The sequence below is a fragment of the Pseudomonas sp. GB2N2 genome (genome assembly GCF_054897705.1).
In genome coordinates, this window is record NZ_CM142701.1 from 2305937 (window position 1) to 2331601 (window position 25665).

Below are 25665 nucleotides of genomic sequence, written 5' to 3' on the forward strand. Positions count from 1 at the left end.
GCTCATCTATACTCACCGACACCAGCAAAAGGCTGGTTCTGTCACACCGGAGAAGCAACGTGTCAACTCTCAGTGAAATCGCAGCGAACCACGCGAAAATGTTGCAAAAACTGGCTGGAGAGTCGACCGAAATGTGTGAACGCCTACCGTTAGTGGTGGGTAGTTTCGAAGTCACGTCCGTCGACGATCAGCCGCACATGCCTCTGCATCAGATTCCTGGTGTGCAGGACAACCCGTTGGGGCTGGTTGCCGGTTACGCGCTCTGACTGCGCCTGCAAATCGTGTGGCACTCGGTAACATCCGGCCCTGTTACGGTGCGCGTTTTCGATGACGCATCGTCGACTGTCCAGCCCTGTATGGCCCGGACGGCCATGGCGTAGTTTGTGCATTCAACTGCGTTCCACTCTTGCCTGAATCAGCCATGCGCCCCAAGGAACTCAAACTCTGGACCACCGGCGTCGCTCACCTGCTTGACCTGCCCGCAGGCCATTCACGGTTGGCGGGCCTGAGCCATTGGTTGCGTCAGGTGTGCCCGGTCGATCATTTCGTGTTGTTCGTCTACGAAGGCAATCACCGACCGTTGGCAATGTTCGACACCTTCGCCGCCGACAAGCGAGCGGTGTATGTCGATGACTATCAGTGCGGACCGTATCTGCTGGACCCGTTCTACCTCGCCTGCACCCGTGGGCAGGCGCCGGGGTTGTGGCGTTTGCGCCAGTTTGCGCCCGACCACTTCTACCTCGGCGAGTACTACCTGACCTATTACCAGCAAACCGGCCTGGCGGAAGAAGTGGCGTTTTTCGTGGAGCTGGGCGGCGGCGCCATGGCCGTGTTGTCGTTGATGCGCTCCTCGGCCAGTTGCGCGTTCAGTCGTGACGAGATGCAGTTGATCGAGTGCGCACAAGCGGTGGTCGAACAAGTCATCAACGAAGCCTGGCGTTTGCGTCAGGCCCAGCAACCGCGCCCCGCGCAGGACCTGGACTTCAAGATCCGCGAAGCGTTCGATCATTTCGGGGCGCACATCCTCACCGGACGCGAGCAGGAAATCGTGCAACTGCTGTTGCGCGGTCACTCGAGCGCGTCGGTCGCCGAACAACTGCACATCAGCCCCGGCACGGTGAAAATTCATCGCAAGAACATCTACGCCAAGCTCGGCATTGGCAGCCAGTCCGAACTGCTGGGGCTGTTCATTCGAGATCTGACAGACGATCAACTGCAAGCTTCAAGCGACAAGCTGCAAGAGGAACGCAGTCGCGCCTTCAACTTGTAGCTTGAAGCTTGAAGCTTGAAGCGGCCCCTACCCCCAAAGGGATATATACAGCGCAAAACCCCCATTGCTAGTTTGGCCTCCGACGCACTGATTCATCACTGCAAGGGAGCCGGCTCGTGAACAACAGCGTGAATGACACTTCGCCCAGCGATATCGAATTCTGTAACGTGGTCAAACGCTATGGCGAGGTGTCCGCCGTCGATGGCCTGAATTTCGCCGTGCGTCGCGGCTCGTTTCATTCGTTCCTCGGTGGTTCTGGCTGCGGAAAAACCACCACCCTGCGCATGATCGCCGGCTTCGAACAACCCACCAGCGGCGAAGTGCGCCTGGCCGGAAAATGCGTCGCCGGGGTGCCGGCGTTCGAGCGGCCGGTGAACATGGTGTTCCAGCATTACGCCCTCTTCCCGCACCTGACCGTGGCGCAGAACATCGCCTACGGCCTGCGTTATCGCACCCCGCGACCGGATAAGAAAAGCCAATTGCGCATGGCCGACGAGGCGCTGGAGATGGTGCGCCTCAGCGGCTTCGGTCAACGCAAGCCGAGCGAACTCTCCGGCGGCCAACAACAGCGCGTGGCACTGGCCCGAGCGCTGGTGAACAAGCCGACGGTGTTGCTGCTGGATGAACCGCTGGCGGCTCTGGACCGCAAGTTGCGCAAGGAAATGCAGTCGGAATTGCTGCGCCTGCAACGGGAAGTCGGCATCACCTTTGTGCTGGTCACCCACGATCAGGAAGAAGCCCTGTCGATGAGCGACAGCATCAGCGTGATGCACAACGGCTCGATCATCCAGACCGCCACCCCGGAGCAACTCTACGAAGCGCCGGCCAGCCGCTACGTCGCTGACTTCATCGGCGAATCCAATCTGTTCAACGGCACAGTGCGCAGCCTTCACGGCAATAGCGTGGTGTTGCGCACCGAGCAGGGACTGGAACTCACCAGCCCGCTGACACCCACCGGCAAAGCCTTGAGCGCCGACGCCGCTGGTTGCATCGCCGTGCGCCCGGAGCTGATCAGCATCGCTGCCGCCAACGCCGACATGGCCCGCGAAGTGAAGCTGCAAGGCTGCGTGGAAGACCGCATCTACCTCGGCAATTCCACCGAGTACCGCGTGCGCACCCAAGCCTTTGGCGTGGTTTGCGTGCGGGTGCCGCGCCAGCAGGATCATGGCGCCAACGCATTCGAACACGGCGCGGCAGTCAGCGTCGGCTGGGATCACGCCAACGGCTTGGCCATGGCGTTGTAAATCATCGATTCGATTCATCAACCGGATGTGGAGCGTGCTATGGACCAGAAGACGTTTATCAAAACCCTGCGCAGCTGGCAGAACGGCTCGATCAGCCGCCGCGAGTTTCTTGGCCGCACCGGCCTGGGGATTGCCGCCGCCGTGGTCGCGACCAACATGCCGGGGTTGCTGACCTCCACCGCGCAGGCCGCCGAGCAAACCAAGCTCGGGGATCGCCTGTCGCTGGCGACGTGGCCGAACTACCACAGTCAGGAAAACCTCGACACGTTCGCTAAATCCACCGGCGCTCGCGTGTCGATGAGCGTGTTCGGTTCCAATGAAGAAATGCTCGCCAAGTTGCAGGCCGGTGGCAGTGGCTGGGACGTCCTGGTGCCGACCAACTACACCATCAGCACTTACGTCGGCCTCGGCCTGATCGAACCGCTGGACCTGTCGCGCATCCCCAATTTCGATGCGTCGGCGTTCCAGCAAAAGTTCATGGCCCAAGGCACGGTGGACGGCAAGGTGTACGCGGTGCCGAAAAACTGGGGCACCACCGGCATGCTCTACGACAGCGGCAAACTGAAAAACGGCCCGAGCAGCTGGAAAGAATTCTGGGCCGCCGCCCAAGGCCCCGCCAGCGGCCGGACGATGGTGCATGACTATCAACTGACCGCCATTGGCAATGCCCTGAAAAGCTTCGGCTACAGCTTTAATTCGTTGGACCCGAAGGAACTGGCCGACGCCGAAAAACTGCTGATCGAGGTCAAGCCGCACCTGTTCGCGATCAACTCCGACATCCAGCCGTCGATGCGCAGCGGCGATGCCTGGCTGGCGATGTCCTGGACCGGCGACGCCTCGCAGTTGCACCGTGACAACGCAAAAATGCAGTTCGAACTGGGCAAGGAAGGTGGCGAACTCTGGAGCGACTTCTTCGCCATCCCGAAGAGCTCGGAGCACAAGGACGCGGCGTACGCCTTCATCAATTACCTGCTCGATCCGCAGCACAACAAACTCGAAGTGTTGAGCCACGGTTACCCGAGCGGCGACAAACGCGTCGATGCCTTGCTGCCCACCGCCATGCTCAGCGACCCGATCATGTACCCGGCCGCCGAAGCACTCAGCCCGCTGGAGTTCGGCGCCGCTGCAACGCTCACCAGCCCGGCGCGCGCCGAACTGATGGCGCGTTTCAAGTCCGCCTGATCGCCACCTGACCATGGCCAACGAGGAGTTACCCATGAATGCCGCCGCCCACCCGCAAACGGTGCAGCCGGGCCATGCCCTGTCAGTCGAGGTGCGCCAGCGGCGCAGCCTTGGCCGGCGGATCACCCTGCTGATGCTCTTGCCGTCGACCTTGTGGTTCCTGCTGCTGTTGTTGATGCCGCTGGTGATCATTCTGGTCTTCAGTTTCGGCGAGCGCAGCGCCGTGGGCGGTTATGCCGGTGGCTTCACGTTGGCCAATTACCTGAACCTCGGTTCCCGTGGCGCGGCGTTCAGCAACACGTTGATGCTGGCGCCGCTGGGCACGCTGGTGTGCCTGGTGGCCGCTTACCCGCTGGCGTACTTTCTGGCAGTCAAGGTCACCCGCAACCGCTCGCTGTTGCTGACGCTGGTGATCGTGCCGTTCTGGACCAGCTTCCTGATTCGTACCTACGCGTGGATTTTCATCCTCAGCGGCAAGGGCATTCCGGCACTGCTCGCCAGCCTCGGTCTGGAAGACGTGCGCCTGATCAACACGCCGTGGGCGGTGCTGATCGGCATCATCTACGGCTACTTGCCGCTGATGGTGTTTCCGATTTACGTCAGTCTGGAAAAACTCGACAAGCGCCTGCTCGAAGCCTCGGCGGACTTGGGTGCCAGCGCCTTTGAAAGCTTCCGACGGATCACCTTGCCCCTTTCCGCACCGGGGATCATCACCGGGGTGATGCTGGTGTTCATCCTGCTGATGGGCGAGTTCCTGATCCCGGCCATTCTCGGCGGCGGCAAAGTGTTTTTTGTCGGCAACGCGCTGGTGGACCTGTTCCTGCAATCGCGCAACTGGCCGTTTGGCAGTGCGTTGGCGATGACGCTGGTGGCGATGATGCTGCTGATCATCGGCGTGTATTTGAAACTGGTGGCGCGCTACGGCGGCCGGCCAGCGGATGGAGGGATTTGACATGTGGCTGCGCAGCTATTCGACTTCGCTGTACCTGTTTCTGTATGCGCCGATCGCCCTGATCGTACTGTTCAGCTTCAACGCCGGGCGCAGTGGCCTGGCGTTCGAATGCTGCTCGACGCAATGGTTTGGTCGCGCGTTCGGCAATCCGTTCATCATGGAAGCGCTGGGCAACAGCGCGTTCATTGCCTTCACCTCGGCGGTGATTGCCACCCTGTTCGGCACCCTTGCGGTGTTCGGTTTGCAACGCGCCGGCCCCAAGGTGCGCCTGCTCTTCGATGCGCTGACCTATTGCGCGATCATCGTGCCGGGCATCGTCATCGGCATCTCGACGCTGATTGCCTTCATCAGCCTGTTCGACCTGATCAACCCGCTGCTGGCGGCCTGGATTCCCGGCGTTCCGCGCTTGAACATGGGTTTTTTCACGGTGATCGCCGCGCACTCGCTGTTCACCATGGCGCTGGTCATGGTGATCGTGCGCAGCCGCGTCGACTCGCTGGACAAGGCGTTGCTGGAAGCGTCGGCGGACCTTTACGCACCACCGATGCAGACGTTCTGGCGGGTGACGCTGCCGCAGATCAGTCCGGCGATCATGGCCGGATTTCTGTTGGCGTTCACTTTCAGCTTCGACGATTTCATCATCGCGTTCTTCGTCGCCGGTTCCGAGACGACCTTGCCGATCTACATCTTTTCCTCGATCCGCCGTGGCGTGACGCCGGAGATCAACGCGGTGTCGACCGTGATCATCTGCGCCTCGCTGGCACTGCTCTTCACTTCCCGCTCTCTGCAAAACCGCCGCACCGGCGTTCAGGAGTCAAACCATGCGTGATCAGCTTTACATCAACGGCGAGTGGGTCAGCCCGGACCTGGGCGGTTATCTGGACGTCATCGACCCGGCCACCGGCCAGGTATTTCATCGGGTCGCGGCCGGCACCGAAGAAGACATTGATCATGCGGTGCGCGCCGCCCGGCGTGCGTTCGACAATGGCTGGAGCCAGACCACCGGCGCCGAACGCGGACAATGGCTGGAAACGCTGGCTGATGAATTGGAAAGCGGCCAACCGGCACTGGCCGAACTGGAAGTGCGCGACAACGGCAAACCGTTGCCCGAAGCGCAGTGGGACGTGGGCGACGCGATTGCCTGCTTCCGTTACTACGCCGGGCTGGCCCGCGAACTGGATCAACAACAGGATCAACCGCTGGCGTTGCCGGATGAGCGCTTTCGCTGCCGCATCCGCCACGAACCGATTGGCGTCGCCGGGCAAATCATCCCGTGGAATTACCCGCTGCTGATGGCCGCCTGGAAAGTCGCGCCCGCCCTGGCTGCGGGGGCAACGCTGGTATTAAAACCGTCGGAACTGACGCCACTCACGGCATTGGAACTGGCCGCCGCTGCGGACCGCATCGGTCTGCCGGCCGGGGTGTTGAACGTGGTCAGCGGCCTCGGCGCCGACGCGGGCGGCCCGCTTACCGAGCACCCCGGTGTGGACAAACTGGCCTTCACCGGCAGCGTGCCGACCGGGGCAAAAATCATGTCGGCGGCGGCTCGCGACATCAAGAACATCAGCCTGGAACTCGGCGGCAAGTCGGCGTTTGTCGTGTTTGACGATGCCGATGTCGACGCCGCCGTGGAATGGATTCTGTTCGGGATTTTCTGGAACCAGGGTCAGGTGTGCAGCGCCACGTCACGCCTGTTAGTGCAGGAAAACATTGCCTCGCGGTTGATCGAGCGACTGGTCGAGGAAACGCGCAAGATCACCATCGGGCCAGGCATGCAAAGCGGCGTGCTGCTCGGCCCGCTGGTCAGTCAAGGTCAGCACGAGAAAGTCCTGGGCTACATCGATCAAGGGCTCGCCAGCGGCGCCCGCTTGCTCACCGGTGGCCGGCGCCCGGCGCATTTGCCTGAGGGGTATTTCCTCGAGCCGGCGATCTTCGACGAACCCGCCCACAACAGCATCCTGTGGCGCGAAGAAGTGTTCGGCCCGGTGCTGTGCATCAAGCGTTTCAAGACCGAAGAGCAAGCAGTGCAAATGGCCAACGCCAGCCGCTTTGGCCTCGCGGCTGCGGTGATGAGCGCCGATCTGCAACGTACCGCCCGCGTCGCCAACCAGTTGCGGGCCGGGATTATCTGGGTCAATTGCTCGCAGCCGACCTTCGTCGAGGCGCCATGGGGCGGGATGAAACACAGCGGCATTGGCCGCGAACTCGGCGAGTGGGGGCTGCATAACTATCTGGAGGTCAAGCAGGTGACCGAGTACATCAGTGACCAGCCGTGGGGTTGGTATTTGAAGTAGCTCAAGTACCCGCGATCAAAGGTAGGAGCGAGCCTTCAGTGGGGTGCGCGAGGGATCGTCTTGAGCAGATCTTCCGGGCTGATATAACCCACCACCGGTTCCGCAACGCTGCCCGGTAACGGCAGGCCAAGAATGTGGCCCTTGATCTTGCCGATCACGTGCATTTCGCAGGGCTTGCAGTCGAACTTCAACGTCAGCACTTCGTCACCGTGTATCAATTGCATCGGCGCGACCTTGGTGCGAACGCCGGTGACGCCTTTGGCCTGTTTGGGGCAAAGGTTGAAGGAGAACCGCAGGCAATGCTTGGTGATCATCACCGGCACTTCGCCCCTTTCCTCATGAGCCTCGAACGCCGCATCGATCAGCTTGACGCCGTGACGGTGATAGAAGTCGCGAGCCTTCTGGTTGTAGACGTTGGCCAGGAACGACAGGTGCGCTTCCGGGTACACCGGCGGCGGCACGGTTTCAGCCTTGCGGCCACCCCGAGGATGAGCCAGCAGACGAGCCGCCGTAAGCGCGTCGATAGCTTCCCGGCGCAGGGCCTTGAGCTGCGAATTGGGGATGAAAAACGCCTGGGGGGCATCCAGCTTGATGGCGGTGGCGTGATAGTCGGTGGTGCCCAGTTGGCCGAGCAGATCACGCAGTTGCTCCAAGGCCTGCTCCGGCTTGTTGGCCAGACCGAACGGACCGTCCAGCGCCACGCTGGCGCTGACGCCCTCCTCGCTGGTGGCGGTCAGTTGCAACTGATGCTCGTCGAGCCGTGCCACCCACTCCAGGCCGATGCGACGCTCGGCAGAAGTCTTCTGCAAGGCGTGCTGCCAGTGGTGGTCGAGGTTGCGGTTCAGTGGATGGTTGGGCCGCAGCTTGTACATCCCGTCCGGCATTTCGTTGGGCTCGACACGGTAGCGATAGCGCTTCTCGCCTTCTTCGAGGAACTCACCCTTGGGCTCGGCAATATTGACGCGAAAACCCACCACGTCGCGCTTGATCTGCACGTTGAGACCATCGCCGTTCGACAGCGGCTCGGTGGTCACCACCTGCAGGTCACGCTTGCCCACACTCTCCACCACGCCCACCGCCAAACCGGTGAACGTCGGGGAATCGAAGGCACCGATGTCGACCTTGCGCTCACTGACGAAATAGTCGGTGCTGCCTCGATGGAACGTTTTGTCAGGGTCCGGCACGAAGAAATGCGCGGTGCGGCCACTGGACGCTCGGGCAAGGTCCGGACGGTCTTCAAGCACATCGTCCAGACGCTGGCGGTAGTAGGCCGTGATGTTCTTCACGTAGCCCATGTCCTTGTAGCGCCCTTCGATCTTGAACGAGCGAACGCCGGCTTCCACCAACGCGCGAATGTTGGCGCTCTGGTTGTTGTCCTTCATCGACAGCAAGTGTTTTTCGAAGGCGACGACGCGGCCCTGATCGTCCTTGAGGGTGTACGGCAAGCGACAGGCCTGAGAACAATCGCCACGGTTGGCGCTGCGACCGTTCTGCGCGTGGGAAATGTTGCACTGCCCGGAGAACGCCACGCACAACGCGCCATGGATAAAAAATTCGATCGCCGCATCGGTTTCGTCGGCAATGGCGCGAATCTCTTGCAGATTCAGCTCGCGAGCCAGGACCAGTTGCGAGAAGCCCGCCTGATCAAGAAACTTCGCCCGCGCCAGGGTGCGGATGTCGGTCTGGGTGCTGGCGTGCAGCTCGATCGGCGGGATATCCAGTTCCATCACCCCCAGATCCTGCACGATCAACGCATCGACGCCGGCATCGTATAACTGATGGATCAGCTTGCGGGCCGGCTCCAGCTCATTGTCATGCAGGATCGTGTTGATCGTGGTGAACACCCGGGCATGGTAGCGATGGGCGAACTCCACGAGCTGCGCAATTTCGCCCACTTCGTTGCAGGCGTTGTGCCGCGCACCGAAGCTCGGGCCACCGATATAAATGGCATCGGCACCATGCAGAATGGCCTCGCGAGCGATGCTCACGTCACGGGCAGGGCTGAGCAGTTCCAGGTGATGCTTGGGCAGAGACATATTTTATTATCTGGTTTGGCACGGTCGAGGCACGCATTGTAGCGGCCAAATCGCTGACCGGCATCCATAGGGCGCCAAGTGGGGCCCGCGCCACCCAGCGCTAACTCGGGAACATCGGGTCAGGCGACTTTCAGTGTCTCGACCCGTACCCGCCCGTCAGCCATGCTATGAAGGTATTCGCGCCACTTTTTGAAGGCCTGGTACTGCCTGCTGGCCGCTTCCTGCCATTGAGCGCTACCGAGGTGTTCGACCGGAATGGACATCATCAGAGCGGTCGCAAGATCCAGCTCATCAATGAGCTCGCGCCCATTGGGCATATCTAGAATTAGAGGTCGCATAGGCACCTGTTTTTTTTGGGCTACTACATCGACTGGCTAAGTGGTTGATCGTGCGCGGGTTCCGACGAACGGTGGGTTTTGGTTAATATGCCTTCTGCTCGCGTGTGGTTTGAAATGCATAGGCTGCAAAAAATTGAGTTACGCAAAAGCCACACACATGAAAAAGCCCAACCTTCACAGATTGGGCCAAGTCATAGACAAATATGGTCGGGACGGAGTGATTCGAACACTCGACCCCTAGCACCCCATGCTGGGGACTGTAGCGCCGCAAGCATTTGTTTTATAAGGATAACAGCCTGTTTTTAGGGTAGCAAAACATCCGTTTTTTTGTGCTTATGCAAACGGAAAACCGGGGCCTGTAGCGGAGGTTTTGCGCAGCTCTCGGATGGCAGATGAAAGCGAGCTGACTGCACCCCTCTGTTGATGTGCCACTTAATAGCCATCACAATAAAAATTGGCTCACTTTCTTATTGGCGAAATTCAATGTCTACGTTTTACCTCGCGATCGTTCTTTCTCTCATCTGGATGGCGCTCTGGTTTATCGTCCCCCCAAGCCGCCGCGCTATCACCAATATCATCTGCTCGATATTGCTTGTTGGGACAATTGCTGGCTTAACGCTCACCAGACTCTAACCCCCCTGCGCTGCTACGCTTTCCACCATCCACGGAGGAATCGCCATGCCAAATTCAGACCTGCTCCCTTCCCTGCTCTTCAAGCTCAACGAAAATCAACTCGCCCTTGAGGCTGCCATCATGGAGTTGACCAACTGGGTCGAGCAGCGCGGAGCTGCCGAGGTTGCCGACAACGTGCGAGGCGCCTTAGACACCATCGACAAGAACGAAGAATTCATCAAGCTGACGCTCGCGGTTCTGATGACGCCGGAATGACCGGGGGTTCAAATCCCCCCGGCTCCACCATTAGAGACACCAACGAAGCCCGCCCAGTGCGGGTTTCGCTGCATCTGGGGCTTGGTAAGTTGCTGAAGGTTGTTGTGGATTCATGTCGATTCATACCGGCTTCAGCGACATTTCAGCAACATCCCTTCCAGGCGTTCTGCCACACACACCATCCACACGTTACTGATCGTCGCCCGCCCCTCGCCGAATTGCCTCGCCTCGATTACTGTATATTAAAACAGTACCAATAAGGCCTCTCCGTGGACCCGTACGAAATCGAAGACACCAGCGACTGGCTGGGTTGTCCGACCAGGCTGGAGACAGTCGAGCACTACGCGAGCATGCTCGAGGACGACATTCAGGCGCTGAAGCTTGAGCTGCGCGCGGCGAAGGAAAACATCACCGGACTCGTTGCGATGAACGATCAGCTATCTGCCGAGCTTCAACGGAAGAATAAGTGGATGGCGAATTTGATGGCCGAGGCGACTGAACAGTTGACCGAGATCGGAAGCTTGAAGCTGGTAAAATCTCAAAATGAAATTCTTCGCCAGCAATTGCAGGAAGCACTCAAAAAATGACTGTCTTGAAAATTACGGCACGTCCCTGAAGAAAATGTGGTGGCCAAGCTTCAGCGTTTGCTTAGCGCCCTTCACCCACGCCGGCGGCATCGGCATGGTGGTCGCGTAGTAATGCGTAGCGCCGGCGGTGGGATCCGGCACCTTGCCGTCGATCACATGATCAGCAGCGATCCGCGCCTGCGCAAGCTCACGGGACGGAATCTGCTTGAGGCCGATGAGGAACGCGTAATTGGGGTCAGTCTTGTTCCAGCAACTGAACTGGTAGGGCTTCTGGCAAACTCCGGAGTAGCCCTCGCCCCACCATGATTTATGCTTGCCATCGTTCACTCGATTCCGGATCGTGCAGGCCACTGCGATTTGGCCGGTCAGGCTTTCGCCGCGAGCCTCGCCCCACAGCGTGCGAGCAAGGATGTCGCGGTCTTTCTCGGGAACTTGCATAACTATTCTCCAAGCAAAAAAAATCCCGCTCGATGGCGGGTTGCGTTGCTGCTGTGTGGCGTTAGATCAGATCGGCGACCTGCGCGTCGGGGTCAGCCACAATTACCGGTACCGCGGGCTCATTTGGCCACACCGGAGCTGCGTACCAGGTTGGTTGCACGGTGACTTTGCCCAAGGCGAATTTGTACGCCTTCCAAGTTTTCAGGTTCACGAGCAGCGCGGCCTGCTCAGCTTCATCCTCTTCAGTTGCCTCGCCAGCATCTATGCCGTAGCCCAACGTATCAATACGGTCCTGGATGCGGGATATCTGCGCGACGGTCCTGACGTTTCTTGCAGCAAGATCTACCTTCGCTGCAGCCAACTGCACGGCCTGAGCGGCTGCAGCCTTCATGGCTTTTGTAACAAGCTGGCTCCAGTCAATACGCCCTTCAATGGGGGTGATCGGCATCGGCGCCAACTCGGGGGATACCCCATCTTCATCGGGAAGCGGCTGCGGAAGGATAACGCGCCCGTCCGGCACCTCCGTCAAATCAGCGGGGAAGGCTTGCTCAGGGCTGTAGTTCCAAGGATTGGGCAGGAGCAACGTCAGCGAGAGTTCGCCATGAATGTTATCGACGCTACCGTCGAACCATTCTGAAGAAATCGCCGAAAGCGGCAACGTGTCGCCCTCGCCCACTGCCGAAAAATCAAATGCAGTACCGTTGACGATGAGCGTATTTCCCGCGCGAAAGACATCGAGAGTCTCGTCCATCCTCCGCGGCGAAAGCTTGATGTGCATCAGAACCACCTCCCAACGACCAACGACCGATAGATATAAGAGTTAGCGACTGTGGATCCCAGCGTCGTGAAGCTGGGGACGTATGACGCCGAACTCAACCCAGTGTTGATGAACAGTCCAGTCCTCTGGTACCCCTGCTTTGATGAATAGATAGAGCTTCCAGCTCCATCAAAAAGGGTGAAAAACAGGACGTCAGTTGCACAAAAATAATCGCCCACCGGCGTGATCGGCAGGCGCAGCGCTGGGGATACATACGCGCCCGCTCCCAAGGCTCCGTTAATGATCTGCACGTCGCGGCAAATCAAAGTCCCGCAGGCGTATTTTTCAAACGTCCCGTTTGCATTCGCACCCGCCTCCATGAGTGCGCCAGTCGGCACCCCGCCTGTCTGTGACACCGTCCCAACCATCGCGGCAGCCGAAAGCTTTGCAGCGGTGCCAGTAATATTCCCTGTCCCGCCTTGCGCAATACTGAGCGCTGTTGTCAGTCCGCTCAGGCTGGTTATGTCCGCATTCGCCCCGCCCAGGGCAAGCGGTCGCCAGCTGCCCCAAGTCTGCGATGCCGAAGTTCTCTTGCGGATATAAGCAGCCGTAGCAGTGGAACCTTCGAGAAACGCCAGTTGGGTGACTTCGAGGTTAAAGCGCTGAACCAGAAGCGTGTGCGGAGCCGCAGTAGGGGCATTCGTGAATGGCTGCGCTATCAGAAAAAAGCCGGTTGTCACGGCCAGATTCGCATCCGCCACAGGGGGCGGGCCACCAGTGTTGCCCAAGCCAAAATCACCCACACGAACCAGACGACCCTCAGTCGTGTCCGTGGCACTTGTCATCACATCTGCCGCGATGGCAGTCCCTAAAGCCGTGCGCCCGGTCCCTCCCTTTAGGACGGGCAATATGTCGTAGTTGCCGGTTGTACCTAACGCTGCGAGCTTTGTGCCGTAGGTATTAACCAGACCCCGCAGCGCATCAGCCGAATCCTTGACGTACCCTTGCATCGGCGCGAGGGCGTATGCTCCGGCAGCATTGTTGGCACCCTGATAGCTCGGTGCGATCGCCATCGCTGTATCGCTGGCGATGTTGATCACTTCGTACCAGGCGCCATCCGGCCCGCGAAAGGCATCACCAACTCGGCTGTTTGCAATAAACGCGGTGCCGGTCCCAGTCACCGCATTGGAATTCTGGGCGACAGAGACCGTTCCTGATTTGTACCAGGGCATGGATTACTTCCTATAAAGGTTAGACCGCGAGCTTTGCGAACACGGCCGGCATGAAGAAGGCGAAAGGATTGGAGAATCCGTCGGTGACGGCATACAGCGTCCCGGTGCTAAAGCTCCACAAGGTTTTCACAAGGCGCCCCGCTGACGACCCCGTCAGCATGTTCATACCGAAAGTGTTGATGAGCAGGTATTCGTTTTCGGGGAAGTTGAAGCTGACCGTGTAAAAACTGCGGGTGCTGCTGGTGGCTGTAGTTTCGGACCGAACATAGGTCCAGTTTTGAAATGACCTGGTGAACAGCGCGGTTGGGGTGCCGGAGTCAAACAGCAACTTCGAAGAGCCATCCCACAACCGCATGCCGTAAGTGGCCACCGGCTGCGCGCCGAACGTCGCCGCGAAGTACCGGCCGTTTGGCTGGTTGGTGTTCACGTCATAGGCCCGGACATAAAAGCCTGTCCAATTACCGGCTGATCCGATTATCTGCATTGCAGTCAGGCCCGCAATGCCGCCGGTGTCAGGCCGACAAAAAACCAGCGGTGGCTCCTGGCTGGTAATGACGCGAGGAAAAGAAGTGACCGATCCAAGTCCGCCCTCCTGCGTCGGAGCGTACCGCCCGCTGCAGATAACGTTGAGTCGAGCAAACTCGGAATCGATCACCACCTGATTGCTGTTGTTGATGAACGAAAGTCCGTAGCTCATTTAGGCAAACCTTATGACCATTAACCGCATGGTGCCGCTGGCGATTAGGCTGGCTGCAAACGTCCTAGTGTGGTTGTAGACACGTGCCACTCCCGCCACCATTTCCGTTTCAAACTGTTTTGCGCTGCTCTCGTCGTAAGGGCCAATAGGGATCACGATCGCGACTGAGTTCGAGGCGTCACAGCTAGGGACCGAAAAGTCCTGGTTGGTTTTCCCGGCGCCCACGGCAAAAGACACCAGCGTCGATAGAACGACCCTCATCGTGAATGAATTTTCGTCCAGCTGGAGTGCGCCGTCCGCACCCCATACCCGCATTCCGTGAGCCATGATCTACCCCAGATATCCGAGACGTACCCGAAGCACGTTGTTCGCGTCGTACACAGAGACGTTCAGCGAGTTGATCACCAGCCGGCCCTGCCCTGGGACGATGCCGTTTATTTCCAGTGTTCCATCCTTGTTGAGGATCCATCCCTGCTGGCCGGCGATGTAGTTGGTGGAGCTGATGTAGCTGCCGATCTTGGCGTTGGTGATCGTGCCGTCGAGAATGAAGGCCGATTGAAGGAACGCTTGACCGTTTTGAACCGCAAACGGCACCGACAGATTGCCGTTGATCCCGTTGACGATGGCGAAACGATCAGCGCTCACCAGGAACTGGCTTTGCAGCCCGGCGGCGGTGTTCTCAATGCCAAGCCCAATGCCCGCCGCCACGTACTGGCCTTGGGCATTCACCTGCATTTTCACCGACCACATGGTGGTCAGCTTTCCGGCGGTGTCTGCATAGGCCGTCGACGTCTGCTGTATCGCGGCAGCGTTCTCCCCCACCGATACATTCAACTGATCGATCTTCGTCGCCGTTGCTGACTGATTGGTGGCGACCACCTGTTCCAATTCGGTGATGTGCGCCTTGTTATCGCCGATCGCAACGTCAAAGGTGGTGATCCGCTGTGCCATCGCTTCGTTTTCGGAAGTGCGTACCTTCGATTCCGACGCGATGGCCGCCGTGCTGGTCCAGCCTTTCAGCGCGTCGGCCAAATCACCCTCGCCGTTGTCATCGCGGGAAGATGCCCGCAACGCCTCGAACGCGGTCGCCTGGGCGGTGACCACACCATCAAGCTCGGTGATGTCGGCGGTATTGAACGCCACCTGTTGCGCCAAGCCATTCGCCGTCTCAATCGACTGTCCGACGTCCCGCCAGTAGGCAACGTTTGGTGGAGGATTGTTGACTGGCACGGCTCCGGCAGCCTGGTATAGGCGCTGGCCCTGTCGGACGATGTCGCCCTTGGCGTACGCTTTCTCAGGGTCGTAGGCGAGGATGTCGTCCAACGCGTCGATCTGATCCTGAAGGCCGGGAATCTTGGCGATCTCATCAAGTATGTCCTGACCGAGCTCGGTCTCGCCGATCTGGCCGGCGATCATTTCCAGAATTGCCGCCGCGTCGGAACTCGACTGGCCCTGAACGCCCAGGCCGACCGGATACCACGGACCGATGTTGCCGATCCGATCCACAAGGCGAGCCCAAAAGTAAAATGTCACGCCAGCTTTCAGGCCCAGCATCGAGTGATCGCTTTGAGGGTATGACAAGTCCGTCAGTTTGGTGGCAGCCGCCAGGCTGGTCGTCGGCCCGTACCAAATCTCAGTGCGCTGAGTGTCCTCTGCGCCAGCAGGAAAGCCCCACTTGAGATAGATGCCGAACAGCAGCGGCGTGGCCGAGAGAAACGACACCGCCGGCGGCAAACCCTCTTTGCCTTTCAGATTGGTCAGGATCGAGTTGCGCCAGACCGATGAGATGTCGAAAGCGCTCACCGCTCGCACTCGCGCCACGTATGCGCCAGCGTAAATACTAACCACGTCAATACTGGTCATACCGGTGCGCTGGACCTTGATCCAATTGCCACTGTCCTTGCGCCATTCAACGTCATAACCGACCGCACCGGGCACCGCTGGCCAGGTGATAGTCATGGTAGCGACCGCCAAGCCTTGGGAGACCACCGAGTTTGCTGTCAGCGTGACGCTCGCCGGCGCCGGAACGACGGTGATAGGGATGACGCTGATCGGCCGCTCTTCCAGACGCGCGCCGGTGTCGATGTGAGCAAACTTGCTCGGGTCGTACTGGACGGCCGAGATTTCAAACACACCGGGCTCTGGCCGGGAAACGGCGGTGACCCGATACAGCGGCACGGCAAGATCGTCAGCATCCAGTGCCCAAACCAATTCCGGCTCAGGAGCGACCGAGTACGCGACAGTCACGGTCACGACTCGGCCCGCCACGGACTGCACGGTTCGTCCTTCGCACTTGCCATTGGGCAGATTCAAGATCAGACGATCGCCTGTCTTCGCCTGGGTATCGCGATCGAGAGTGACCGCACGGCCAGCCGCTGCCGAAATACGCCCGCCGATGGCACGGCCAGCCAGCAGTTCGTCGGCCACAGGAATGACGTAGCCCGGCAATGGGATGCGCCCGTCGAGCCCCACCTTGAAATTGATTCCTCGGTCCTTGGAGTTTGTCAGGAGTGCCCACTTGCCGCGGCGCTGCGCCTCCGACTCGCGGGTGCAGCCGATAGCACTGAGCTCCAGCACGTTGTCGCCGTAGCGCCGCTGGAGCTTGGGATCGGTGACTGCGGTGACGTCGGTATCGTAGTTGTTGGCCGGGTTGTCATAGCTGATCAGGGCTCGACTGTACCGGGTGCGCTCCGATGCGCTGGAGTAAGTGAACTTGCCGTCGATCACATTGGCACGGGTGTAGGCGAAGTCGAAGTCAGTCGCGCGCGGCATGTCGGAAAGAGTGAAGACTTGGCCCTGAGCCCAGTAGGTCATGCCGCGATAGATCGTCGAGATGTCGCGTAGCATCGACCAAGCGTCGGCCTTGCCCTGAAGATTGAGGTTGCAGATGAAACGCGGCTCCTGGCCGCCCTTCCCATTCGGCACCAACTGATCGCAGTGCTGAGCGATCCGATAAAGCTCCCATTTGTCGACCTGCCACGGTTTGATCCGGCGGCCGAGGCCGAAGCGGTCATTTACGGTGATGCCGTAAGTGATCCAGGCAGGGTTATCCGTCCAGGCCTCTTTGAACGTTCCATCCCAAATGCCGGTATACGAGCGGGTGTCCGAGTTGTAGTTGCTGGGCACCAGCCACTTGCGGGCGAAGCAATCGACCGTCACGGCCGGAATGCTTCGGAACTGCTCGGCGGAAAACTCGATGTACAGCAAAGCGGTGTTCGGGTAGCGCAACTTCGCGTCGATGACTTCAGTGAAGCCAGCGATCTGCATCGTGTCGGCGATTTTGTTGTTGTTCTGGTTCGGGGTGATGCGGGTGACACGGATCACCCAGCCGCTGGTGGCCGCCGGCAAATCAATCCGCCGAGTGCGCTCGTAAGTGCTGGTCGTCTTGCCGTCGACGGCCTCGCTCAGCACTTGCTGATAGGCGCCGCCGTCAGTGGCAATCTCGACTTTGTACTCGATGCGGTAGCCATTCACGTTGCCTTCGGCATCGACCGATTGTAGCGCCGGCCAGGCGAAGCGCAGGCGCGCCGCTGACAAGTCGGTATTGCTGATCGCTCGCACCCAAGGCGTGCCGCTACGCAACTCAATGCCAAGGGAGGTTTCGTTCTCTACCGATGGGATGCCCTGGATATAGCTCTGCTCAACCGAGCCGCTGCGAAACTCCCACTTCACATTCGGGAAGTTCATGTTGCCCTGAGGATCTTGCAGCGGGGTGTTGTCAAGGTAGATGTCCTGCGCTGTCGGGTTCCCGGCGAACTCACCCTCTCCCATAGCAATCAGTATCTTGGCGACGGCTACCGAGCGCAGGCTGTCCGGCGCTTCTGTCGGGGTCTTTGGCTTATCCGATCCGCCCTTGGCGCCGTAGATATCAAGTTGCTGTGCTGCGCCCATGCTTATCTCCAGGCAATAAAAAACCGCCTCACGGGCGGCCGGGGTGCTCATCGGTCAGGCTACATCTGGTCTTCGGCATAAATGGCGGCGCTGATGATCGCGCCGCCCCACCGACGTTTGCCGACACAGAGCGGTACTGGGTTGCCTGATGCGGTCGTGTTCTTGGCGCTTCCGAACGCGTAACCCGGCGTGTTCTCGGGTGCGGCGCTGGTTTTCAGCCCCTTCGCGGCCGGGCTGAGCATTTGGATGACGCCACCAATAGCCATCGAGGCGCCCATCGTGATCAATGCCGAACCGAAAGGAGCGCCAGCGCCAAATGTGCCACCGGTGATGACCAAGCCTACCACGATCAGCACAGCCCCAATAATCGTTTGGAGCCCACCAGCCTTTTTGCTACCTGTAATGATCGGCGCTATCCGGATATCCCCATCTCCACTGAAGCTCAGTTCCTGCTCACCAATATTCGTTTTGCCGCGAAACACAGCGAACTCCATCCCCCGCGATTTCGCATTGGACAGAAAGCGCTCAAAGCCTGGAATCTGCACACACAGAGCCTTGATTGCTTCAGCCGGCGATCGGACAGAAAGCCGGAACGACCTACCAAATTGCCGGAGCTGGCCATAAAGCTTGATCGTGGTCATGGGTTGGTAACTGATAGCCAGCGCGCTCATGTTTTCTCCAGACAACAAAAAACCCGCCGGAGCGGGTTTTGAAAATAAATTATTTCTCTACAGGCAACTTTGCAGCGCGGTCAGCCTTTTTGCGGAAATCCAGTTGTTCAGCACCGCGTAATATTTGGCTACAGCACCGGAGGCGCCTGGCTGGACGTCGACGAAGTATTCAGAGCCCGCCGTGAATACGGTGTACCCCCCATCCCGACCTGGTTGAAGAGTAGCCTCAGGTGTAACCCCAAACAGAGACTGGTTCTGCCATTCGTATTGGAGGCATTGAGCCACAGCCTTGTCAGATTTTTTCGAGTACAGAATTTTATCCGGTCCTTTCTGCCTGGCTTCGTTCATCGTCGGCGCCATACACCCCGCCAACAGCATTACTGCCACCGCCCCTGTGAATAATTTCATGTCGGTCACTCCTGTGGAAAGTTGCAAGATATCATCGGGATAGCAGCATAGAAAAAAACCGGCACGCGGTTCTGCACGTAAAAAGGGCAGCAGTCATCGGTTTCTTTGTTCGATGACTATGGCCGCAGCCTCACCCTTCGCAGCATCCTGTACTTCCTTCAGGCTTTGGGTCATTTGCGCCTGCAAATATGATTTCGCTTGAGACGTCACGCTCTTCGTTTTCGCGCTGGACTCGTCGATAGGGAAGCTGTCGACAGCGTTGGTCTGGTAGTAGCTCCTAAACTCTTCAAGTTGCTTCTGGCACCGAAAATTCGCGGCCTCGGCAATCTCTGTCGGGGATGCCCCTGGGCCTGCGTGAGCACGCGCGTATGTTTCCACGCATTCGCGATAAGCAAGGGCCCTACTGAGGACTTCCACTTTTAGGTCGTCGGATGCCATTACTCTCGATGCAGAAATAGACATTGCCAAGGCCATCGCTGCTATCAAAATCTGCATGTCGTTCCCTCCGTGTTTAGTGCGGAAACCTAGCATCTCTAATCTCTAATCTCTAGCTCAAACCGACATCGGGCCGCCCCTCAAATCTACTTATCAATCCGATCGCTGGTCATCAGGCAATTTGCCGCCTTGCCATAAAGATTCGGAGCATAGTGCCGAAAAGAGCTGTTCCATAAAAAGGAAATTCAGCATGCTTGCTCGTATCGTAAACACCCTTTCGCTGCTCACTATCCTAGGGGCTACTTCTGCTGCGGCCCAGCAGCCGGTCACTGAGCCGTTCCCGCATATACCAGCGATGAGCCATCAAACAATGACCTACAATGGAAAGGTCATTTATGAAGCGGACGTAGATCAGAACGACCCAAACCTCAAGCCGTTTTTTCTTCAAGTTAGGGTCGGCTCCTATTCTGGTAACTGCTCCAGCATCGTGGGCCATGTTGCAGCTGCCGCCTCAAATGATAAAAGCGCGAGGGGAAGTGCATCATCTGAATACATCAGTTGCGTAGTGACAGAGCTCTCCTCTGATGGCCAAGCGAAAGCCGATATCGTTTATGACTTCCAGAATCAGGAACGCAACGAACACAAGTCCGGCCACGTCAAAGCCAATTTGCAGGTAGGGAGAGAATACGAAACCGTAAACAACGGCTCGCGAATCACTCTTCTTATGCGTACCTACTAAGTGGAAGCGCGGCCGAGCTTAGCTAAGCCAGTATCCTCGGAATAATTTTAAGCGAACCGTAGCTGCCTCAACCGAGGCGCTTCGGAGCGTGCAAGCACGAACTTTCGGACCTGGCCAAGCATCCAGCGTGGATGGAACACCACTAACGCGCCGCACCTCACCGTAGTAGCCTCCTGCCTCCACGCAACGGATACCCCCAGTCCTTTGCCTGCAAGCCCAAGGACTGGGAATGCGCCAATTTCGGCGCTTCTAAACTAGGAGTTACTGATGGTAGATATGAAAGCCCTGGATCAGCGCTTGAGCGATCTGGAAACCGTAGTAAAAACCCTGATTCTGTTCAATTCAAATACAACAGCCGTGCTGGGCAAGCGAATTTCGGCGGGCAACCCAGCTATCGCAGATGCAATCGCTGCTGATTTGGCAGAATTGAAATCACTGTCGTACAGCGATATCGACAAAGACATCTACGATAACTTCGTAGATAGCCTTACCTTGGGAATCACTGGGAGAGCTTGAACCCTGCCGAGTAAAAGTGGCCGGTGTTTGGGTTTTTAACCATTGCCACTGACCACTTTTCGGCCAGCTTTTTCTCGTTACCCAAAGGCTGCGCATTGTCGATAATCGCTCCTCCGACAATGCGCACCTTGCCGTCAGCGGAAATTTCAAATGGCTGATTCATAATTAGCTCCAGCGGCCTCGCCGCGTTAAGTGGTTGGTTGTGCATTTTTGTGCCTTAGAATCAGGCGCGTTCGGTCGAGCCAAGGTCCACCGAAGACGATGATCTCGCTAGGACGCCCATATAGGTGGTGCAAGAGAAACGGGCCGGGCCCGAAAGTGTTTGACTCTTCACCGGGCAGCGCCGGGTCGGCGCCGACGAAAATCCCGGCATGGTTCGGATGAGCCGTCCGGCCAACCGCCATGACGATCATGTCACCACGCTGCGGCTGGTCCACACGCACGAACCCGGCAGCCTCGTAGTTCGCTTCGTACAGACTTTCAGCATCGGCGCTTTCCCACCAGCCATCAGCCCGCTTGAAGGCTTCAAACTCTAGCCCCCACTCGCGCTGGTACCAGTCTGCGCAGACCTGCCAGCAATCCCATGCGCCGTGGACGAAGGGGCGATTGAGCAGCGGCGTGTGGCCGGTCGGGGTAATGCTGCGCAAGTCGCCTTCCGGCCAGCTCAAGATGTGCCAAGGCAGCGCCGTCGCCTCGCACATAGCCAGGTCATGCGGTGAAGGTCGGCTGGTTGCGTCCGGGTGCGTGTGGAAGATGCCGATTACCTCACCCACGTCTTCCGCCGCAGCGTAGTCCTCCGGATCGATTCGAAACTCTTCAGTTGGCTCGGTAGCGATGTTGCGGCACGGGAAATACTGCTGCTTCCTGCCGATCGCCAGCAGCAGCCCGCAAGCCTCCCGTGGATACTGCGCGGCCGCGTGTGCTGCCATCGCGCTCAAGATGTGCTTGCGCATAGTCAGCTCCGTGCGATGAGCGAAACAGCGGGGAATCCGCCGTGGGGAAGTTCGTTGTTCTCGCCGAAGTGCAACTTGCAGGAGTTCAGCCCGCCTTTGCACTGGTCTTTGCTTGGGTCATCCGTCGGGTTGTCGTCGTCATCGAACATCGCGCCGCCGGTGTATCCGCAGTTCGGCCCTCGATAGCCGCCGGTCATCGCCCAGTGACAGAAGGTGGTCATCTGGCGCCCGGGCAATCCGTGGTTGTCGATCTCTCCCGGTGAGGAAAGCTCCCACTGCACGACCTCACCGTCTTCGCCGGTCTTCTGGTCGATGTACCAGATTTCCAATGCCTCTTGAGTCGGATCGGCAGTCGGGTTGCCCTCGGGGAAGTTCACGGCGTCCAGGTACTGCGCCATGGTTTCGCGCACGGTGAGCTGAAACTTGAGCAGATCGTCGAATGCCAGGCATAGCGCGGTGATGCGACCATTCACGTTGCCTGCCATGAACGTAGGGCGAGTCGCGCTGCCATTGCTGTCGGCGCCGATGCCCTCGATCTGCACCGGCCAGGCCGCATACTCGTTGCCCTGCCACCAGATCGATTTCGCGGGCAGTTCTTCGACGGAGCCCTCATAGGCCAACAGTTCAGCGGGCGTGTGCGGAATCGCGTGGGCATGGAAACGCAGAAAGTCTGCGCCGTATTCCGTGCCGTCGATTTCGAACAGACGAATCTCGCCGCCGGGCTCCAGTTTCTGGATGTCCGTGATCAATGCCATGCGGCGCTACCTCAGGGGTGGAAAGTCTGTTCGAAGGTCGCGGTCAGGACGTAGACCGCTCCGCCTTTGTGAGACGGCTGGTAGCCGTTGGGGCATTTGTACAAGCCGAGCTCACCGAGCGGCGGCGTCCATAGGAACGCTTTCGCGCCCTTGTGGCGATCAAGGAATACGATAATTTCCTTGATCCTCGCCGCGGTACCGGTGTAGCTGACCGGCCAGGACTGCACTTTGTTGTTGATTCCATCCGACACGGACTGGCTATAACCGTCGCCAAATCCCTTGGATCGGATGCGCTGCTTGATATCGCCAGTCGCACCCTTTTCCGTCGACCAGGTGAATCGCTCAATTGCCATGGATCACCCCGTGATGGCTCTTTTAATTCGCCCGCCCTGCCCCAGATCCTTGGTCACCAGCTTCTGGTAACGCTGATCAACGAAGTCGGCCAAGTCCTTGCCGAACTGTTCGTAGGCAGGATCGTCGGTCGTGGAAGTTGCTGAACCATCGCTGGCAATGGATACCTGAACGCTGATCGCAGTCCCTCCTGCACCGCCGAGCGACCGAATTCCCAGCTGGCCGCCGGTAGTCCGGGTCAACGGCATGATTGCCTCTGGCCCAGCCTCGCCCATCAGCCCGGCGCCCTTGGCGAACGGGAAAATAGTCGGCGAGCTGACCACACTGTTCGAATAGGCGCTGAGACCAGGTGTGTCGAAGACATTGCCCTTGGCGCTTGGAATCGGAGTGAAACCTGAAAGGTCTGTGCCGGTGTAATCAGCCTGGGCTGATCCCGACGAACCTGTGCCGCCACCGAAGTACGATGCACCGGCCGATGCCGCCAAGCCGAAAATAGCGCTCAGTGCCGATGAGCTGGCCTGCCTCGTCGCGATGCGCGCCATATCTGCCAAGATCGACTTCGCGAAATCAGCGAACGACAGCTTCCCGGTCATGGCGAAGTTGACGATCGCGTCTTCCATAGAGCTGAAGGCATTGGTGAACAGGCTTTTGGTTTGCCCGGCGACATCCCGTGCCGACTCCAGGTAATTCTGCCACGCTGACGATGCGCCGGCGCTCCAGTCACCTTGGGCGGCGGTCATCTCATCGTAGTTGGATTGAACGGTGTCGTGCAGATCCTGCTGCGTGGTTTTCAGCGCTGCCAGCTTCTTGGTGTACTCGTCGAGGCTCATGCCCCGTGAACCATCGCCATATTGGTTGGCGAGTTCCAACCGCTGATGGTTGAAACGATCGTCGATGCCGTTTTGCTGATCCGTCAGCCCGCGCTGCCGATCGCCCTGGCCAAGTCCGGACGCTGCACGCAACCCTTGCTGCCGAAGTGTCTCGACCTGCTGCTGCAAAGCGCTGGTGTAGGTGCTCACCGCGAGGGCCTGCTTCTTCAAACGGCCTTCTTCGTTGGTCGCGATGATCGCCAGTTCGCTGTCGCTGTCCTGCTGCGCCTTGACCATGGCGGTTCGGGCGTCGGAGATCTTCTGATCCAACTGGATGATCTGGGCACCGGTCGTGCCCTTCTTTGCTTTGGTCGCCTCCAACGCATCGATTTCAGCTTTGTAGCCTTGCTCAACTTCATCAGCCTGCTGCTTCAGCAAACTGACGCGTTGCTCGGTGTAGCTGGCCTGACTGATTACTCCGGCGCGCTGGGAAGCTTCCAGTTCTTTGTCGGCGTTTTTGTAATACGCCAGCGTTTCGGCCAAGGCGTTCTTCGCGTTGTTGAAACCGGTGGTGTCGACGCTGCCGGCCGGTGTCTTGGCGTCCTTGAACTGGTCGTTGATGTTCGCAATGTTCTTGTCGATCGCCGCCTGATTCAGCCGGGGATCAGTCGGAGCAACCTTGCGGATGTCGTCGAGTTGCTTCTTGTACTCCTTGAGAGCCTCTGCACGCTTCTGCTCGTTGGTCAGCGCGGATTTGGTCAAGGTGTCGACTTTGCCCATGGCGACGACGGCGTCATTTTGGGCCTTCGCCTGCTCGCCATCCCATTTTGCAATGTCAGCCGCTGCGGCTTTTTGATCCTCGAGCATGTTCAGCTGATTGCTGTACACCTCGACCATTTCTTTCTGATTCTGAAACAGACCTATATCGCCGGACTGCGCCCGCGTGAGATTGCGCCGGGCCTGCTCAATATCAGCATCGATATCTGGCCGGCCGATGTTCTTCAGGCCGTCCGCCGCGCGCGCGACCGCGTTGTAGCCCTTTTCCCAGAAACTCAGGTTTTCGAGGATCTTTGGCGTACGCTCGCTGATCGCGTCAGCGTATTGCTCTGTCGCCAGTTTCACAGCGCCAGCGTGGTCGCCCTGTTTCTCCAGTGCTGCGATCTGCGAGTAAACCGAGGCTGTCAGGTAATGATATTGCTCATTGAGCGCGGCGGATGCTTTAACCGGGTCGTCCGCCAACTTGGAGAATTCAGCAACTGTTTCGCTGACAGCCTTGCCGGTTGCTTCCTGCATGGACACGGCCGCCTGGGTGATTCCGGCGAAACTGTCGCCAGCGATCTTCCCGTTGCCCGCCAGCAGCGCGAGTACTTCCGCTGCTTGACCGGTCGTGCCGACGGTTGCGCTGACTTGCCGCGCCATAATGCCCAGCTGTTCGGCACTGAGCCCCGCAGAGTTACCAGTAACGATAAGGCCCTTGCTGTAGGCGTCCTGCTCTTCACTGCCTTTGTAATAGGCGTAGCCCAAGGCGCCCACAGCGGCAGTGGCCAAGGCAATCGGAGCCAGAATGGCAAGAAGTCCGGCGGCCGAAGCGCCAGCCCCTGCACCCAACTGAGCCACAGCGCGAACGCCACTACCCCAGTCGCCTGACGACAGCGCGTTACCGAGTTGAACGACGTTTTCCTGAGCCTGGCGGGTGCCGAGTTTCAGCCTATCGAAGCCTGTGGCGGTTTCCTCCAGCGCTGCATAGTTGCCATCAATCTTGCCCAGCGCAGAGTTGTACTGGTCCTGGCTGATACGGCCGGCGTCGAGGTGCTTGCCCAGTTGCTCGACCTGAGTGTCCAGCTTGGACATGGCCGCGCGGGCCGGGTCAATGGCACCGAGCAGGCTGTTCAGAGCTTTCTGTTCATCCAGCGTCGACTTGGCCAGCGCCACCTGTTGCTTGTCGAGTTGCGCGGTGATCTTGGTGAATTCGGCCTCGCCATAGGCGCCGGTCTTCGTGAGTTTCGCCAGGCTCTCCCGTTGCTTGGCCAGGTCCTGCGTGGTGGTCGCGCCTTTCGAAAGCGACTTTTCCAGCGCTTCCATTTCCTTCATCAGGCCGACGGCCGACTGCTCAGCGCGATCGCCAGCCTTGGTGAGCTTGTCGAGATCGGTCGCAGCGTTGGCGGCATCAGCCGAATCGACCTTGATGCCGAGTTCTGCAATGTTCATCGACTCACCTTGAA

Annotated in this window: 26 protein-coding genes; 11 read left to right on the forward strand and 15 right to left on the reverse strand. The window is 58.9% G+C overall.

The genetic code is table 11. The features are described 5' to 3' along the window. Positions 1-59 precede the first annotated feature (59 nt). The 7 genes from ACYZT4_RS10460 (at position 60) to ACYZT4_RS10490 (ending at position 6942) form a co-directional block, all read left to right on the forward strand. Entirely contained in the window at positions 60-266 is a 207-nt protein-coding gene (locus tag ACYZT4_RS10460) for a hypothetical protein (RefSeq protein ID WP_461987528.1), read from the forward strand. A gap of 155 nt (positions 267-421) precedes the next feature. Continuing rightward, complete coding sequence (locus ACYZT4_RS10465) at positions 422-1270, forward strand: response regulator transcription factor (RefSeq protein ID WP_461987530.1); 849 nt, start codon at positions 422-424, stop codon at positions 1268-1270. 116 nt (positions 1271-1386) lie between these two features. Next, positions 1387-2514, forward strand: a complete 1128-nt coding sequence (locus ACYZT4_RS10470) for an ABC transporter ATP-binding protein (RefSeq protein ID WP_461987532.1) — start codon at positions 1387-1389, stop codon at positions 2512-2514. 39 nt (positions 2515-2553) lie between these two features. Further along, complete coding sequence (locus ACYZT4_RS10475; RefSeq protein WP_461987534.1) at positions 2554-3696, forward strand: ABC transporter substrate-binding protein; 1143 nt, start codon at positions 2554-2556, stop codon at positions 3694-3696. 34 nt (positions 3697-3730) lie between these two features. Beyond that, a complete protein-coding gene (locus ACYZT4_RS10480; protein WP_461987536.1) occupies positions 3731-4648 on the forward strand; it encodes an ABC transporter permease in 918 nt (305 codons plus the stop codon). 1 nt (position 4649) lies between these two features. Next, positions 4650-5477, forward strand: a complete 828-nt coding sequence (locus ACYZT4_RS10485) for an ABC transporter permease (RefSeq protein WP_461987538.1) — start codon at positions 4650-4652, stop codon at positions 5475-5477. Then, complete coding sequence (locus ACYZT4_RS10490) at positions 5470-6942, forward strand: aldehyde dehydrogenase family protein (protein WP_461987539.1); 1473 nt, start codon at positions 5470-5472, stop codon at positions 6940-6942. Before ACYZT4_RS10485 ends, ACYZT4_RS10490 begins: the two co-directional genes overlap by 8 nt. A 35-nt stretch (positions 6943-6977) precedes the next feature. Here ACYZT4_RS10490 and ACYZT4_RS10495 read toward each other — a convergent pair whose 3' ends face one another. Further along, a complete protein-coding gene (locus ACYZT4_RS10495) occupies positions 6978-8978 on the reverse strand; it encodes a peptidase U32 family protein (RefSeq protein ID WP_461987541.1) in 2001 nt (666 codons plus the stop codon). Positions 8979-9994: 1016 nt separating this feature from the next. On the opposite strand from ACYZT4_RS10495, the gene ACYZT4_RS10500 reads away from it, so the two are divergent. Together ACYZT4_RS10500 and ACYZT4_RS10505 are read left to right on the forward strand one after the other, a co-directional pair. Then, a complete protein-coding gene (locus tag ACYZT4_RS10500) occupies positions 9995-10204 on the forward strand; it encodes a hypothetical protein (RefSeq protein WP_461987542.1) in 210 nt (69 codons plus the stop codon). 269 nt (positions 10205-10473) lie between these two features. Continuing rightward, positions 10474-10791, forward strand: a complete 318-nt coding sequence (locus ACYZT4_RS10505) for a hypothetical protein (RefSeq protein ID WP_461987543.1) — start codon at positions 10474-10476, stop codon at positions 10789-10791. A gap of 12 nt (positions 10792-10803) precedes the next feature. Here the strand turns inward: ACYZT4_RS10505 and ACYZT4_RS10510 are convergent, their stop codons facing one another. The 9 genes from ACYZT4_RS10510 to ACYZT4_RS10550 form a co-directional block, all read right to left on the reverse strand. Then, positions 10804-11229, reverse strand: coding sequence for a cell wall hydrolase (locus ACYZT4_RS10510; RefSeq protein WP_461987545.1), 426 nt, complete (start codon positions 11227-11229; stop codon positions 10804-10806). 61 nt (positions 11230-11290) lie between these two features. Beyond that, the gene (locus tag ACYZT4_RS10515; protein ID WP_461988639.1) at positions 11291-11677 is read right to left on the reverse strand and encodes a phage tail protein; all 387 of its coding nucleotides are present in this window, start codon (positions 11675-11677) and stop codon (positions 11291-11293) included. A gap of 329 nt (positions 11678-12006) precedes the next feature. After that, positions 12007-13218: a pyocin knob domain-containing protein gene (locus ACYZT4_RS10520; protein ID WP_461987547.1), complete on the reverse strand. Its 1212-nt coding sequence runs from the start codon at positions 13216-13218 to the stop codon at positions 12007-12009. A gap of 19 nt (positions 13219-13237) precedes the next feature. Further along, positions 13238-13915 carry a hypothetical protein gene (locus ACYZT4_RS10525; RefSeq protein WP_461987548.1) on the reverse strand — a complete coding sequence of 226 codons (678 nt, stop codon included), beginning with the start codon at positions 13913-13915 and terminating at the stop codon, positions 13238-13240. Continuing rightward, entirely contained in the window at positions 13916-14230 is a 315-nt protein-coding gene (locus ACYZT4_RS10530; RefSeq protein ID WP_461988641.1) for a hypothetical protein, read from the reverse strand. 15 nt (positions 14231-14245) lie between these two features. Beyond that, on the reverse strand, positions 14246-17806 hold the full coding sequence (locus ACYZT4_RS10535; protein WP_461987550.1) for a TipJ family phage tail tip protein: 3561 nt from the start codon (positions 17804-17806) through the stop codon (positions 14246-14248). A 59-nt stretch (positions 17807-17865) separates the two neighbouring features. After that, on the reverse strand, positions 17866-18477 hold the full coding sequence (locus ACYZT4_RS10540; protein WP_461987552.1) for a tail assembly protein: 612 nt from the start codon (positions 18475-18477) through the stop codon (positions 17866-17868). A gap of 57 nt (positions 18478-18534) precedes the next feature. Next, positions 18535-18885 (reverse strand): hypothetical protein, encoded by a 351-nt coding sequence (locus ACYZT4_RS10545; RefSeq protein WP_461987554.1) that lies wholly within the window; start codon positions 18883-18885, stop codon positions 18535-18537. A 93-nt stretch (positions 18886-18978) separates the two neighbouring features. Continuing rightward, on the reverse strand, positions 18979-19380 hold the full coding sequence (locus ACYZT4_RS10550; RefSeq protein ID WP_461987556.1) for a hypothetical protein: 402 nt from the start codon (positions 19378-19380) through the stop codon (positions 18979-18981). 190 nt (positions 19381-19570) lie between these two features. Between ACYZT4_RS10550 and ACYZT4_RS10555 the strand changes: the two genes are divergently transcribed. Both ACYZT4_RS10555 and ACYZT4_RS10560 read left to right on the forward strand, forming a co-directional pair. Beyond that, complete coding sequence (locus ACYZT4_RS10555) at positions 19571-20059, forward strand: hypothetical protein (RefSeq protein ID WP_461987558.1); 489 nt, start codon at positions 19571-19573, stop codon at positions 20057-20059. Between the two features lie 267 nt (positions 20060-20326). Then, a complete protein-coding gene (locus ACYZT4_RS10560; RefSeq protein WP_461987560.1) occupies positions 20327-20575 on the forward strand; it encodes a hypothetical protein in 249 nt (82 codons plus the stop codon). On the opposite strand, the gene ACYZT4_RS10565 is transcribed toward ACYZT4_RS10560, so the two are convergent. From ACYZT4_RS10565 to ACYZT4_RS10585, 5 genes are read right to left on the reverse strand one after another with little or no spacing between them, the layout of a single operon-like run. Beyond that, complete coding sequence (locus ACYZT4_RS10565; RefSeq protein WP_461987561.1) at positions 20559-20738, reverse strand: hypothetical protein; 180 nt, start codon at positions 20736-20738, stop codon at positions 20559-20561. The genes ACYZT4_RS10560 and ACYZT4_RS10565 overlap by 17 nt on opposite strands. Positions 20739-20763: 25 nt before the next feature. Next, the gene (locus ACYZT4_RS10570) at positions 20764-21528 is read right to left on the reverse strand and encodes a C40 family peptidase (RefSeq protein ID WP_461987562.1); all 765 of its coding nucleotides are present in this window, start codon (positions 21526-21528) and stop codon (positions 20764-20766) included. 2 nt (positions 21529-21530) lie between these two features. Next, on the reverse strand, positions 21531-22283 hold the full coding sequence (locus ACYZT4_RS10575) for a phage minor tail protein L (protein WP_461987564.1): 753 nt from the start codon (positions 22281-22283) through the stop codon (positions 21531-21533). A gap of 11 nt (positions 22284-22294) precedes the next feature. Then, positions 22295-22636, reverse strand: coding sequence for a phage tail protein (locus ACYZT4_RS10580; RefSeq protein WP_461987566.1), 342 nt, complete (start codon positions 22634-22636; stop codon positions 22295-22297). 3 nt (positions 22637-22639) lie between these two features. Continuing rightward, on the reverse strand, positions 22640-25651 hold the full coding sequence (locus ACYZT4_RS10585) for a phage tail tape measure protein (protein ID WP_461987567.1): 3012 nt from the start codon (positions 25649-25651) through the stop codon (positions 22640-22642). Positions 25652-25665: the final 14 nt, after the last annotated feature.